The organism is Bacillus sp. LJBS17 (assembly GCF_019334685.1).
Lineage (GTDB): Bacteria > Bacillota > Bacilli > Bacillales > Bacillaceae > Bacillus > Bacillus subtilis.
Genome location: NZ_CP079759.1, coordinates 3,850,547 through 3,863,662, shown reverse-complemented (window position 1 = coordinate 3,863,662; position 13,116 = coordinate 3,850,547). Strand labels below are relative to the sequence as shown.

The window sequence follows — 13,116 nt, the reverse complement described above, 5'->3', positions numbered from 1 at the left end:
ATGTGAAAGGTGTTATTTTAGCCGGAGGAAACGGCTCACGCCTTATGCCCTTAACGAAAGCCGTCAACAAGCATTTGCTTCCTGTAGGCCCGTATCCGATGATATACTGGTCGATTATGAAGCTGGAGGAAGCCGGAATAAAAGACATTTTACTCATCAGCCAAAAAGAGCATATGCCGCAATTTTATAAACTGCTTGGAAACGGAGAAGAGCTTGGCGTTACTATCACTTATCAAGTACAGCCGGCAGCATCGGGCATTTCGGATGGGCTGTCTTATGCAAAGCGCTTTACGAAAAAAGAGTCTTTCATTTTATTATTAGGTGATAATATTTTTGAAGATTCATTAAAGCCTTATACAGAACGCTTTGAACAGCAGGGGAAAGGAGCAAAAGTGCTTCTGAAAGAAGTTGACGACCCGGAACGCTTCGGGATTGCTGAGATTGATGAGAAAAACAAGCGGATTCGTTCCATCATCGAAAAGCCCGAACAGCCACCGACCAACCTTTGTGTTACCGGCATTTATATGTATGATGCAGAGGTGTTTTCGTATATTGAACAAATATCACCATCAAAGCGCGGCGAGCTGGAAATCACCGATGTGAATAATCTATACATCGAAAACAGCCAGCTTACGTATGATGTGTTATCAGGCTGGTGGGTAGATGCCGGAACTCACGAATCGCTTTTTCTCGCTTCCCAGCTTGTACACCAGGATTTACGGAAAGGACAGGACGAAAAGTGATGGCAAAATCATATTTAATTACAGGCGGGGCCGGCTTCATCGGGCTCACGTTTACAAAGCTCATGCTGAGGGAAACGGATGCGCGCATTACCGTTTTAGATAAACTGACGTACGCCAGCCACCCGGAGGAAATGGAAAAATTAAAGCAAAACAGCCGTTTTCGCTTTGTAAAAGGGGACATCAGCGTTCAGGAGGATATCGACCGCGCTTTTGAAGAGACCTACGATGGCGTCATTCACTTCGCAGCAGAATCGCATGTGGACAGAAGCATTTCCCAAGCGGAGCCGTTTATCACCACAAATGTCATGGGGACATACCGATTGGCGGAAGCGGTCTTGAAAGGAAAAGCCAAGAAGCTGATTCATATTTCAACAGATGAGGTATACGGGGATTTAAAAGCGGATGATCCCGCGTTTACAGAAACGACGCCGCTTTCTCCTAATAACCCATACTCAGCCAGCAAAGCAAGCTCTGATTTGCTCGTGTTGTCTTATGTGAAAACCCACAAGCTTCCGGCCATCATTACACGATGCAGCAACAATTACGGACCTTATCAGCACAGCGAAAAAATGATTCCGACGATTATCCGTCATGCGAAGCAGGGCCTGCCTGTTCCGCTGTATGGCGATGGACTCCAGATCCGAGACTGGCTGTTTGCGGAGGATCATTGCCGCGCGATCAAGCTGATTTTAGAAAAAGGGACCGACGGCGAGGTGTATAACATCGGAGGCGGAAATGAACGCACGAATAAAGAGCTGGCGAGTGCCATTTTGAAGCATCTGGGCTGTGAGGAATTGTTCGCCCACGTGGAAGACCGAAAAGGGCATGACCGGCGCTATGCGATCAATGCATCAAAGCTGAAAAACGAACTGGGCTGGCGGCAGGAAGTGACGTTTGAAGAAGGCATTGCGCGTACGATTCAGTGGTATACAGACAATGACCGATGAGAAGGTGATCTGATTGACAAAGGTATTGGTGACTGGGGCGGGAGGACAGCTTGGCTTGGAACTATGCCGCCAGCTGAAGCAAGCCGGATATGAGGTCATTGCGTTAACAAAGAAGATGATGAACATTGCTGACCAGCGCTCAGTACGGCATTCGTTTGGCCATTATCAGCCGGATATCGTGGTCAATAGCGCCGCGTTTACGTCGGTTGATCAATGCGAGAAAGAGCTTGATAAAGCGTACTTGATTAACGGAATCGGCGCTTATTATACAGCGCTTGAGTCAACCCGCATCGGAGCTCAATATGTTCATATCAGCACGGACTATGTATTCAATGGGAAAGGAACCCAGCCATATAGGGAAGACGATCCCCTCGATCCGAAAACCATTTATGGCAAAAGCAAAAGGCTCGGAGAAGAACTGATACGATTAACGACAAAAGACAGCACGATCATCAGAACATCGTGGGTGTACGGACATGGCGGCAGTAATTTCGTTGAAACCATGCTGAAGCTTGCTGAAACGAAACAAGAGCTTCGGGTTGTCAGCGATCAAATTGGTTCGCCGACTTATACGAAGGATTTAGCAGAAGCGGTCATCAAACTGTTCAGCCATCCGCCGGGCATCTATCATGTCAGCAATTCAGGCATATGCAGCTGGTATGAGTTTGCGACGGCAATTATGGAAGAAAGCGGGCTGGAAACAGCCATTTTGCCTGTAACGACAGAGGAATACGGGAACAAAACGCCCCGTCCGGCTTACTCTGTGCTGAGCCATCGGGCCATTGAAGAAGCCGGCATCCGTCCCCGCCACTGGCGGGAAGCGTTACGGGAGTATTTGCAGGAAAGGAGCAGTGCGTGTGATTGATGGAGTCAAGGTAAAAAAATTGACGAAGCATAGCGATGACAGAGGCTTTTTTGCTGAGCTGGTCCGGGACGATGAGAATCTCCTTGAGCATTTTGGGCAGGCCTCTTGGTCGAAAAGCTATCCGGGTGTGATTAAGGCATTTCATTATCATGAGAAGCAGGATGATCTCTGGTTCTTCCCAACCGGCCACGCTCAGGTTGTCCTATACGATCTTCGAGAGGATTCAAAGACAAAAGGAGAAACGGACGTCTATTATATGGGCGAAGACAACCCGATGCTGTTATTAATCCCAAAAGGGGTGGCTCACGGATACAGAGTGCTGGGAGAGACGCCGCTGACAATTATCTATTTTACCACCATGTCGTATAACCCGGATCAGCCTGATGAAAAAAGAATTCCGTGGAATGATGAGACGATCGGTTTTAACTGGAACACTGAATTCAGATAAAAATAGGAACGTGATCAATCGAAGAGCAGAGGCATCTTCGACTTTTTTTGTCCTTTTTTAAAATAGGATAAAAGATAGGAAATGTCAGGCGGATGTTACTAGAAAAAGAGAGAGAAATCGTCCATTTGAACCTTGTATAAACAGGAAGGAATTCTCAATGAATTCCAAGTGTTAATATTCCTTAAAAAGCATTTACTTCCATGGAAAATGATGATAGATTAATTTTTAAGAAAAAGAAACTGGTAATTCGCGAATTACGAAAAGGCGCTTTTTCTGCAGAGGACGCTCTGGCCAAATTTCAACAATCAAATAGGGGGAAATGTCATGTTAAAAAGAACTTCATTCGTATCTTCATTATTCATCAGTTCAGCTGTTTTACTATCAATCTTACTTCCTTCGGGCCAAGCTCATGCACAGTCTGCATCAATCGAGGCAAAAACAATTAACAGCACGAAAGAGTGGACCACTTCTGATATTGAAGTGACATATAAACCAAATGCGGTGCTTTCTCTCGGAGCGGTAGAATTTCAATTTCCTGACGGGTTTCATGCTACGACAAGAGATTCAGTGAATGGAAGAACACTGAAAGAAACACAGATTTTAAACGATGGAAAAACAGTCAGACTCCCGCTTACGCTTGATTTGTTAGGCGCATCCGAATTTGACCTCGTCATGGTGCGCAAAACCCTTCCGCGCGCAGGCACTTACACGATTAAAGGCGATGTAGTAAACGGTTTGGGAATCGGCAGTTTAAATGCTGAAACGCAGCTTGTGATTGACCCTCGTTAATAAATAGATTTTTAATCAGAGACTGAGATGTTTTCAGTCTCTTTTTTGTTGATAAAAAAAGCTGGTACGGATCTTGCATGATGATAAGGGTGAATCCAATGCAGAAAGGAATTGGCGGGCTGATTTTTTAAAGCGCTTACATTACAGCCGGCCAAAAAAACAATGAGGTGAAAAAGATGTCAGCAAAGCAAGTCTCGAAAGATGAGGAAAAAGAAGCTCTAAATTTATTTCTGTCTACCCAAACAATCATTAAGGAAGCCCTTCGGAAGCTGGGTTATCCGGGCGATATGTATGAACTCATGAAAGAGCCGCAGAGAATGCTCACTGTCCGCATTCCGGTCAAAATGGACAATGGGAGCGTCAAAGTGTTCACAGGCTACCGGTCACAGCACAATGATGCTGTCGGTCCGACAAAGGGGGGCGTACGTTTCCATCCAGAAGTCAATGAAGAGGAAGTAAAGGCGTTATCCATTTGGATGACGCTCAAATGCGGGATTGCCAATCTTCCTTACGGCGGCGGGAAGGGCGGTATTATTTGTGATCCGCGGACAATGTCATTTGGAGAACTGGAAAGGCTGAGCAGGGGGTATGTCCGTGCCATCAGCCAGATCGTCGGTCCGACAAAGGATATTCCAGCTCCAGATGTATACACAAATTCGCAGATTATGGCGTGGATGATGGATGAGTACAGCCGGCTGCGGGAATTCGATTCTCCGGGCTTTATTACAGGTAAACCGCTTGTTTTGGGAGGATCGCAAGGACGGGAAACGGCGACGGCACAGGGCGTCACGATTTGTATTGAAGAGGCGGTGAAGAAAAAAGGGATCAAGCTGCAAAACGCGCGCATCATCATACAGGGCTTTGGAAACGCGGGTAGCTTCCTGGCCAAATTCATGCACGATGCGGGCGCGAAGGTGATCGGGATTTCTGATGCCAATGGCGGGCTCTACAACCCGGACGGCCTTGATATTCCTTATTTGCTCGATAAACGGGACAGCTTCGGTATGGTCACCAACTTATTTACTGACATCATCACAAATGAGGAGCTGCTTGAAAAGGATTGCGATATTTTAGTGCCTGCCGCGATTTCCAATCAAATCACAGCCAAAAACGCACATAACATTCAGGCGTCAATTGTTGTCGAAGCGGCGAACGGCCCGACAACCATTGATGCCACTAAGATCCTGAATGAAAGAGGCGTGCTGCTTGTGCCGGATATCCTGGCGAGTGCTGGCGGCGTCACGGTTTCTTATTTTGAATGGGTGCAAAACAACCAAGGATATTATTGGTCAGAAGAAGAGGTTGCAGAAAAACTGAGAAACGTCATGGTCAGCTCGTTCGAAACAATTTATCAGACAGCGGCAACACATAAAGTGGATATGCGTTTGGCGGCTTACATGACGGGCATCAGAAAATCGGCAGAAGCATCGCGATTCCGCGGATGGGTCTAATTTGAGAAGCCTCCGCAAAATAATTTTGCGTTTGTTTTTTGCCTAAAGAGCAAAAATCGCAAAATAAATTTGCGTTCAAGATCGGAAATAGAGAAAGATGATCACCTGTTAGACAAATTTCTGTTCGATTCAACAAGTTTTTTCAGCAAAAGACAAGAAAATGGCATGATTCTTGCATTTTTATTCATATGCGAAGATATATTTCATAACACGAGGGGGACTACATATGACAGTCACATACGCGCACGAACCATTTACCGATTTTACGGAAGCAAAGAATAAAACTGCATTTGGGGAGTCATTGGCCTTTGTAAACACTCAGCTCGGCAAACATTATCCGCTTGTCATAAATGGAGAAAAAATTGAAACGGACCGCAAAATCATTTCCATTAACCCGGCAAATAAAGAAGAGATCATTGGGTACGCGTCTACAGCAGATCAAGAGCTTGCTGAAAAAGCAATGCAAGCCGCATTACAGGCATTTGATTCCTGGAAAAAACAAAGACCGGAGCACCGCGCGAATATTCTCTTTAAGGCAGCGGCTATTTTGCGCAGAAGAAAGCATGAATTTTCAAGCTATCTTGTGAAGGAAGCGGGAAAACCGTGGAAGGAAGCAGATGCGGACACGGCTGAAGCGATAGACTTTTTAGAGTTCTATGCGCGCCAAATGTTAAAGCTCAAGGAAGGGGCTCCGGTGAAGAGCCGTGCTGGCGAGTTCAATCAATATCATTACGAAGCGCTTGGCGTCGGCATCGTCATTTCTCCATTTAACTTCCCGCTCGCAATTATGGCGGGAACAGCGGCGGCAGCGATTGTGACAGGAAATACGATTCTCTTAAAACCGGCTGACGCAGCCCCGGTAGTGGCAGCAAAATTTGTCGAGGTCATGGAGGAAGCGGGCCTGCCAAACGGCGTTCTGAATTACATTCCGGGAGATGGAGCGGAGATCGGTGATTTCTTAGTTGAGCATCCGAAGACACGGTTTGTCTCATTTACAGGTTCCCGTGCAGTCGGCTGCCGGATTTATGAGCGAGCCGCCAAAGTGCAGCCGGGCCAAAAATGGCTCAAACGGGTAATTGCAGAAATGGGCGGAAAAGACACAGTGCTTGTCGACAAGGACGCTGATCTTGACCTTGCTGCATCCTCTATCGTGTATTCAGCATTTGGATATTCAGGACAGAAGTGTTCTGCGGGCTCCCGCGCGGTCATCCATCAGGATGTTTATGATGATGTGGTGGAAAAAGCTGTGGCGCTGACCAAAACGCTGACTGTCGGCAATCCAGAAGATCCTGATACGTATATGGGTCCCGTGATTCATGAAGCATCCTACAACAAAGTGATGAAATACATTGAAATCGGCAAATCTGAAGGCAAGCTATTGGCCGGCGGAGAAGGCGATGATTCAAAAGGCTACTTTATTCAGCCGACGATCTTTGCAGATGTTGATGAAAACGCCCGCTTGATGCAGGAAGAAATTTTCGGTCCGGTTGTTGCGATTTGCAAAGCGCGTGATTTCGATCATATGCTGGAGATTGCCAATAACACGGAATACGGATTAACAGGCGCGCTTCTGACGAAAAACCGTGCGCACATTGAACGGGCGCGCGAGGATTTCCATGTCGGAAACCTATATTTTAACAGAGGATGTACCGGAGCAATTGTCGGCTATCAGCCGTTCGGCGGTTTTAATATGTCAGGAACAGACTCAAAAGCAGGGGGTCCCGATTACTTAATTCTTCATATGCAAGCCAAAACAACGTCCGAAGCTTTTTGATTTGAGAGAAATAAAATCGTGCGATTCTTTAGAGGATCGCACGATTTCAACTTTTTGATCAGGAGGACAATTTATGCAGTATACAAAAATCAGTCACATGAATCCGGCTGAAAGAGTGGAGGCGCTGACAGCATCTCTGGTCAGCCTCAGCAGCGTGAACGGCACCGTTGGAGAAGGGACAAAAGCAGATTTCATCAAAGAAGTGATCACGAGCTATCCATATTTTCAGGAAAACCCCAGTCATGTGTGGGAACAGGCCATTCCCAATGACCCATACAATCGCAAAAATATTTTTGCGTTTATTAAAGGACATGGAGAAAGCCGAAATACAGTCATTTACCATGCCCATCTGGATACAGTTGGAATTGAAGATTTCGGCCCTTTAAAGGATATCGCTTTTGATTGTGAGAAATTGGCCGAGTATTTCAGCCGCTATGAGTTCGATCAGGATGTTCAGCGGGATGCCAAATCAGGCGATTGGATGTTCGGAAGAGGATCTGTCGATATGCAAAGCGGCATCGCCGTGCATTTAGCCAATCTCCTGCATTTTTCGGAGAACCTTGAGACGTTGCCGGGAAATGTATTGTTTATGGCCAATCCCGATGAGGAGAGCCAGCATTCGGGCATTCTCGCCAGCATTTCAGAGCTGAACCGGCTAAAAAAAGAAAAACAGCTTCACTATTTGGCTGCTATTAATACGGATTTTATTACCCCGCTTTACGATGGTGATCAGACAAGATATATCTATACCGGAGCCGCGGGAAAACTGCTGCCGTGCTTTTACATCCACGGGCGGGAAGTCCATGTTGGCGATACACTGGCAGGGATTGACCCGAATTTCATTTCATCTGAAATCACAAGCCGTCTCCACAATAACATCCATCTGGCAGAAAAGGTTGAAGGGGAGTTGGTTCTGCCACCATCCTGTTTGTATCAGCGTGATAACAAGGAATCCTATAATGTGCAAACGGCTGTCAGCACCAGCTTGTATTTCAATTGTTTTATTTATGAAAGAACAGCAAAAGAAATGATGGATTTGCTTATTGAAGTCACTGAGGAAGCATGCCGAGAGACACAACAAAAATTATCAGATTATTATGAAGAATATGCAAAAAGAGCCAACCTGCCAAAGAAACATTTATCATGGGACATTCAAGTGTATAGCCTGGAGCAATACTTAGAAAAGCTGAGAAACCGGGGGATTGATCCCGAGCAGTGTATCGAGCAGACATTCAAAGCCAACGAGCACCTTGAACTTCGCATGAGATGCTTTCAGGCAATCGAAGAGCTTCAAAAGCTTGACCCCGATCAAGGCGCAAAAGTCATTCTATTTTACGCACCTCCTTACCTGCCGCATAACTATTTGAAAGAAGATAGCACAAGAGATCAGCTTTTGCAGCATGTGATTAAAGAAGCGGCTGACAAAACAGCTGAATCGACAGGCGAAACATTTGTCTTCAAAAAGTTTTTCCCCTACTTGGCAGACGGCAGTTTTTTATCACTGCACGAAACCGATGGCGAAATTGATTCTTTTATCAGGAACTTTCCTGGGTGGAATAGGATTGGGACCATTCCGTTCAAAGACATACGCAAGCTGAATATTCCATCCATTAATATGGGTGTGTACGGAAAAGACGGCCATAAATGGACAGAACGAGTCTATAAACCGTACACATTTCATGTATTGCCTCTCCTCATACAGCAAACCACCGTTCACCTTTTGCAGAGCTACCGGATGACCATCACGGCAAAAGAATCAAAGGGGGAAGGATGATGCAGAATCATAAAAATGAATTGCAGCGCAGCATGAAAAGCAGGCATTTGTTTATGATTGCTTTGGGAGGGGTGATTGGCACTGGGCTGTTTCTAGGCTCTGGCTTTACCATTAGCCAGGCGGGACCGCTCGGCGCCATTGCCGCTTATATCATCGGCGGATTTTTAATGTATCTCGTCATGCTTTGTTTAGGAGAATTGGCTGTTGCCATGCCGGTGGCCGGATCGTTTCAGGCCTACGCCACTAAATTTCTGGGACCGTCGACAGGCTTTATGATTGGCTGGCTGTATTGGTTCAGCTGGGCGAATACAGTGGGGTTAGAGCTGACGTCAGCAGGCATTTTGATGCAAAGGTGGCTGCCCTCCGTTCCGATCTGGATATGGTGCCTCGTGTTCGGCATCGTCATCTTTTTGATTAATGCGCTCTCTGTCAGAAGCTTTGCAGAAATGGAATTTTGGTTTTCAAGCATCAAAGTGGCGGCGATCATATTATTTATTGTGATTGGCGGAGCCGCTGTGTTTGGCTTGATTGACTTTAAAGGCGGACAGGAGACACCCTTTTTGTCTAACTTTATGACTGATAGAGGACTTTTCCCTAATGGGGTGCTGGCCGTTATGTTTACGCTGGTCATGGTGAACTTCTCCTTTCAGGGAACGGAGCTTGTCGGCATTGCGGCAGGGGAAAGTGAAAGCCCGGAAAAAACACTGCCAAAGTCCATTCGAAATGTCATTTGGCGCACGCTGTTTTTCTTTGTGCTCGCTATGTTCGTCTTGGTTGCCATCCTTCCGTACAAAACGGCGGGGGTGATTGAAAGCCCATTTGTAGCGGTACTCGATCAAATCGGCATCCCATTTTCGGCAGATATCATGAACTTTGTCATCTTAACAGCCATTTTATCTGTTGCTAATTCGGGGTTGTATGCGGCGTCGCGTATGATGTGGTCACTTTCATCAAATCAAATGGGTCCATCCTTTCTCACCAGACTGACAAAAAAAGGCGTGCCGATGAATGCCCTGCTGATTACGTTGGGCATTTCAGGCTGTTCGCTGCTGACAAGTGTCATGGCCGCAGAAACAGTGTATTTATGGTGTATCTCAATCTCGGGCATGGTGACAGTTGTCGCGTGGATGTCCATTTGTGCGTCGCAATTTTTCTTTCGCAGACGTTTCCTTGCTGAAGGCGGAAATGTGAATGATCTGGAGTTCAGAACGCCGCTTTATCCGCTAGTCCCGATGCTCGGATTTTGTTTATATGGCTGCGTGTTGATCAGCCTTATTTTCATTCCGGATCAAAGAATCGGCTTATACTGCGGTGTGCCGATCATTATTTTCTGCTATGCATACTATCATCTAAGCATCAAAAAGCGTATAAATCATGAACCGATTGAAAAAAAGCAGACAGAGGCGCAATAGAAAAAGCTCTCCGGGAGGCCGGAGAGCTTTTTCTACGTGTTACATCCTCATGTATTTTTAGAATGAAATATAGAAATATATAATGGGGTTTAAATGAAAATAATAAATGTTATAAAGATTTCGTTCGAATTGTAAATAATGAAAAAACAATGCTAAACTATAATACAACTTTATGATAAGAAGATTATGGAAGAGGTGTTTGAGAAAGAATGAACAGCAATCAAAACAATGACATCAAAACAAAACATCATTTTCCGTTATTGTTGGCACTGGCTTTAACGATGGGGGTATTTGCAGCCGGATCTGAAGAGCTTGTGATCTCACCGCTGCTGCCGGATTTAGCAAAAGCCTTCAGCTCAGATGTCAGTGTCCTTGCATTATCTATCAGTATTTACGGCATTATGATTTTTATCGGTGCGCCGCTTTTGGTTCCATTAGGCGATAAATACTCCAGAGAACTGAGCTTATTGGCCGGGCTTATGATCTTTATCATAGGAACGGTGATATGCGCTTTGGCTCAAAATATTTTTTTCTTCTTTTTAGGCCGGGCGCTCTCGGGATTGGCTGCGGGAGCGTTTGTTCCGACCGCATACGCAGTTGTCGGTGATCGTGTTCCTTATACATACCGGGGCAAGGTGATGGGACTGATCGTTTCAAGCTGGTCGCTGGCGCTGATTTTCGGAGTGCCGCTCGGATCATTTATCGGCGGCGTCCTGCATTGGAGATGGACGTTTTGGATTTTCGCCTTGATGGGCGTTTTAGTTGTCCTGCTGATTCTCCTTGAAATGCGCCGCCATGCCCAACATAAAAACAGCGGCAAGGAAGAAATAGAAGAGCCGGCAGGAACATTCCGGGATGCGCTGAAAGTTCCTCGTGTACCTGTTTATATCACGATAACCTTTTGTAATATGATTGGTTTTTACGGTATGTATTCCTTTTTAGGCACCTATCTTCAGGACGTTTTTACCGGAGGAAACACGGCTGCGGGCTTATTTATCATGATTTATGGAATCGGGTTTTCCATGAGTGTGATTACAGGAAGGATAGCCGACCGCATCGGAAAAATGCGCTCCCTTTTGATTGCGTTGGGGGTCATCAGCGTACTGCTGGCGTGTTTACCATATGCGCCGGCGTCAATGTTTCTGTTAATCGTCAGCCTATTTATTTGGGGATTAATGCAAAGTTTGACGGTGACGCTGCTCAGCACCATTTTGAGTGACTGCTCAGAGCGTCATCGCGGAAAAGTCATGGTGTTTTACAGCCTCGCCTCGAATCTGGCCGTGACATTAGGTTCTGCTTTAATGGGACCCGTTTATGTGGCATACGGCTATGCAGCTGTCGGATTGATTTGCGCAGCCATCACAGTCCTCGGATTTATGCTCAGTATATTCGCATATAAAAAGTACGGCAAACTTGAGCAGAAGGCCGATCAGTCCTTATCTCAATAAACAAAGTTTCTAAATTCCTATAATTAAAAACCCTTTATAAAGGGTTTTTTTGTTTGTATGGGAATAATTATCAATATTTTCAAAAAACATTGACAGTTCAATTGCCGCTGGATAAAATTTACTTAAAATTTTAAAAGATTGGTTGGTGCTCATGATTATATTGGATAATAGCATTCAGACAAAAAAAAGAACTGATTCACTATCCAAACTCATTACAGTCAACACGCTCGGCCCTGAGGGGACAAGCAGTGAGTACGCAGCAAAGCATTTCATTTCCAATTTTACTCTTCTACAAGGGCTGAACAGTAAATTGTCCTTGCATGATACTTTTGAATCATGCATCGAAAGGACGCTCCAAAGCCCGCTGGAATATACCATCGTCCCACATGCTTACGATGGCATTAAGCATTTCTACATGAGGCCGGATTTGCAGCTATTGCAGATCTTCAGGTGCGATACACCGATGTACGGCCTGGCTGTTCGTCCTGATTTTGAATTCAGAGACGATATGCTTGATACATCTGTTATTGTTTCACATCCTTCACCTATTAATTTAATCAAATATTTTACCCGCAAAGATGTTCGTTTCAAACTAGTCAATTCAACCAGTCAAGCTGCAAGAAAAGTAAAAGAAGGTTTGTATGACATTGCCTTAACCAATGAGCTTGCACGGCAAAAGTACGGGCTAACCTTTGTAAAAACATTCAAAAGCATTCCAATGAGCTGGTCATTATTTGGAAAAGGAGACGTTGATGATGAAAACTAAAGAAGATATGCAGGAGCTTTATTTCCCGACACCGAAATTAATTGAATGGGAAAACGGAGTGAGGCAGTATTCAACCGTACGAGGGGATACTGAAGTATTAATGTCTTACGTCCCGCCGCATACCAATGTTGAACCCCATCAGCATAAGGAGGTCCAAATCGGCATGGTCGTTTCTGGCGAGCTGATGATGACTGTCGGAGATGTGACAAGAAAAATGACAGCCTTGGAATCTGCCTATATCGCGCCGCCGCATGTGCCTCACGGGGCAAGAAACGACACAGACCAAGAAGTGATTGCTATTGATATCAAGCGGCTGAAAGCTGATGAAACATATACAAGTCCTGAGGACTACTTTTTGGATATTTTCAAAACAAGAGACCTGCTGCCGGGCATGGAAGTCACGTTCTTTGTTGAGGATTGGGTAGAAATTATGCTTGCCAAAATCCCTGGAAATGGCGGAGAAATGCCTTTCCATAAACATCGGAATGAACAAATCGGCATCTGCATCGGCGGCGGCTATGACATGACGGTCGAAGGCTGCACAGTCGAGATGAAATTCGGCACAGCCTATTTCTGTGAGCCTCGTGAAGATCACGGTGCCATCAACCGTTCGGAAAAAGAATCAAAATCGATTAATATCTTCTTCCCGCCGCGCTACAACAGAGCAAAAGCAAAAAAAATGAAGGCGGATGAATGATC

The 13,116-nt window shown here is 45.5% G+C and carries 12 protein-coding genes; all 12 read left to right on the top strand.

What is annotated here, in order from left to right:
- Positions 1–2 precede the first annotated feature (2 nt).
- On the top strand, positions 3–743 hold the full coding sequence (locus KXZ66_RS19960; protein ID WP_159377124.1) for a sugar phosphate nucleotidyltransferase: 741 nt from the start codon (positions 3–5) through the stop codon (positions 741–743).
- Complete coding sequence (rfbB, locus tag KXZ66_RS19955) at positions 743–1,690, top strand: dTDP-glucose 4,6-dehydratase (RefSeq protein WP_021480913.1); 948 nt, start codon at positions 743–745, stop codon at positions 1,688–1,690. The genes KXZ66_RS19960 and rfbB overlap by 1 nt, the downstream gene beginning before the upstream one ends.
- 13 nt (positions 1,691–1,703) lie before the next feature.
- Entirely contained in the window at positions 1,704–2,555 is an 852-nt protein-coding gene (gene rfbD / locus KXZ66_RS19950; RefSeq protein WP_015250965.1) for a dTDP-4-dehydrorhamnose reductase, read from the top strand.
- Positions 2,548–3,003 (top strand): dTDP-4-dehydrorhamnose 3,5-epimerase family protein, encoded by a 456-nt coding sequence (locus tag KXZ66_RS19945; RefSeq protein WP_003222100.1) that lies wholly within the window; start codon positions 2,548–2,550, stop codon positions 3,001–3,003. The genes rfbD and KXZ66_RS19945 overlap by 8 nt, the downstream gene beginning before the upstream one ends.
- A 324-nt stretch (positions 3,004–3,327) precedes the next feature.
- Positions 3,328–3,792 carry a biofilm surface layer hydrophobin BslB gene (gene bslB / locus KXZ66_RS19940; protein WP_014478326.1) on the top strand — a complete coding sequence of 155 codons (465 nt, stop codon included), beginning with the start codon at positions 3,328–3,330 and terminating at the stop codon, positions 3,790–3,792.
- A gap of 176 nt (positions 3,793–3,968) precedes the next feature.
- Positions 3,969–5,243 (top strand): glutamate dehydrogenase, encoded by a 1,275-nt coding sequence (gene rocG, locus KXZ66_RS19935; protein WP_219144703.1) that lies wholly within the window; start codon positions 3,969–3,971, stop codon positions 5,241–5,243.
- Between the two features lie 226 nt (positions 5,244–5,469).
- A complete protein-coding gene (pruA, locus tag KXZ66_RS19930) occupies positions 5,470–7,017 on the top strand; it encodes an L-glutamate gamma-semialdehyde dehydrogenase (protein ID WP_031315430.1) in 1,548 nt (515 codons plus the stop codon).
- Between the two features lie 73 nt (positions 7,018–7,090).
- Complete coding sequence (locus KXZ66_RS19925) at positions 7,091–8,791, top strand: M20 family metallopeptidase (protein ID WP_163138414.1); 1,701 nt, start codon at positions 7,091–7,093, stop codon at positions 8,789–8,791.
- On the top strand, positions 8,791–10,203 hold the full coding sequence (locus KXZ66_RS19920) for an amino acid permease (protein ID WP_021480909.1): 1,413 nt from the start codon (positions 8,791–8,793) through the stop codon (positions 10,201–10,203). Before KXZ66_RS19925 ends, KXZ66_RS19920 begins: the two co-directional genes overlap by 1 nt.
- Positions 10,204–10,412: 209 nt before the next feature.
- Positions 10,413–11,651 carry an MFS transporter gene (locus tag KXZ66_RS19915; RefSeq protein WP_049140935.1) on the top strand — a complete coding sequence of 413 codons (1,239 nt, stop codon included), beginning with the start codon at positions 10,413–10,415 and terminating at the stop codon, positions 11,649–11,651.
- A 151-nt stretch (positions 11,652–11,802) separates the two neighbouring features.
- The gene (gene bacA / locus KXZ66_RS19910; RefSeq protein WP_009968341.1) at positions 11,803–12,417 is read left to right on the top strand and encodes a prephenate decarboxylase; all 615 of its coding nucleotides are present in this window, start codon (positions 11,803–11,805) and stop codon (positions 12,415–12,417) included.
- Positions 12,407–13,114 (top strand): 3-((4R)-4-hydroxycyclohexa-1,5-dien-1-yl)-2-oxopropanoate isomerase, encoded by a 708-nt coding sequence (bacB, locus tag KXZ66_RS19905; RefSeq protein WP_003244300.1) that lies wholly within the window; start codon positions 12,407–12,409, stop codon positions 13,112–13,114. The genes bacA and bacB overlap by 11 nt, the downstream gene beginning before the upstream one ends.
- The last annotated feature ends 2 nt before the right edge of the window (positions 13,115–13,116 follow it).

Coding starts and splice junctions, on each gene's coding strand:
- rfbB (WP_021480913.1), top strand. CDS start 743: ATGGCAAAATCATATTTAATTACAGGCGGGGCCGGCTTCATCGGGCTC.
- bslB (WP_014478326.1), top strand. CDS start 3,328: ATGTTAAAAAGAACTTCATTCGTATCTTCATTATTCATCAGTTCAGCT.
- rocG (WP_219144703.1), top strand. CDS start 3,969: ATGTCAGCAAAGCAAGTCTCGAAAGATGAGGAAAAAGAAGCTCTAAAT.
- pruA (WP_031315430.1), top strand. CDS start 5,470: ATGACAGTCACATACGCGCACGAACCATTTACCGATTTTACGGAAGCA.
- KXZ66_RS19925 (WP_163138414.1), top strand. CDS start 7,091: ATGCAGTATACAAAAATCAGTCACATGAATCCGGCTGAAAGAGTGGAG.
- KXZ66_RS19920 (WP_021480909.1), top strand. CDS start 8,791: ATGCAGAATCATAAAAATGAATTGCAGCGCAGCATGAAAAGCAGGCAT.
- KXZ66_RS19915 (WP_049140935.1), top strand. CDS start 10,413: ATGAACAGCAATCAAAACAATGACATCAAAACAAAACATCATTTTCCG.
- bacA (WP_009968341.1), top strand. CDS start 11,803: ATGATTATATTGGATAATAGCATTCAGACAAAAAAAAGAACTGATTCA.
- bacB (WP_003244300.1), top strand. CDS start 12,407: ATGAAAACTAAAGAAGATATGCAGGAGCTTTATTTCCCGACACCGAAA.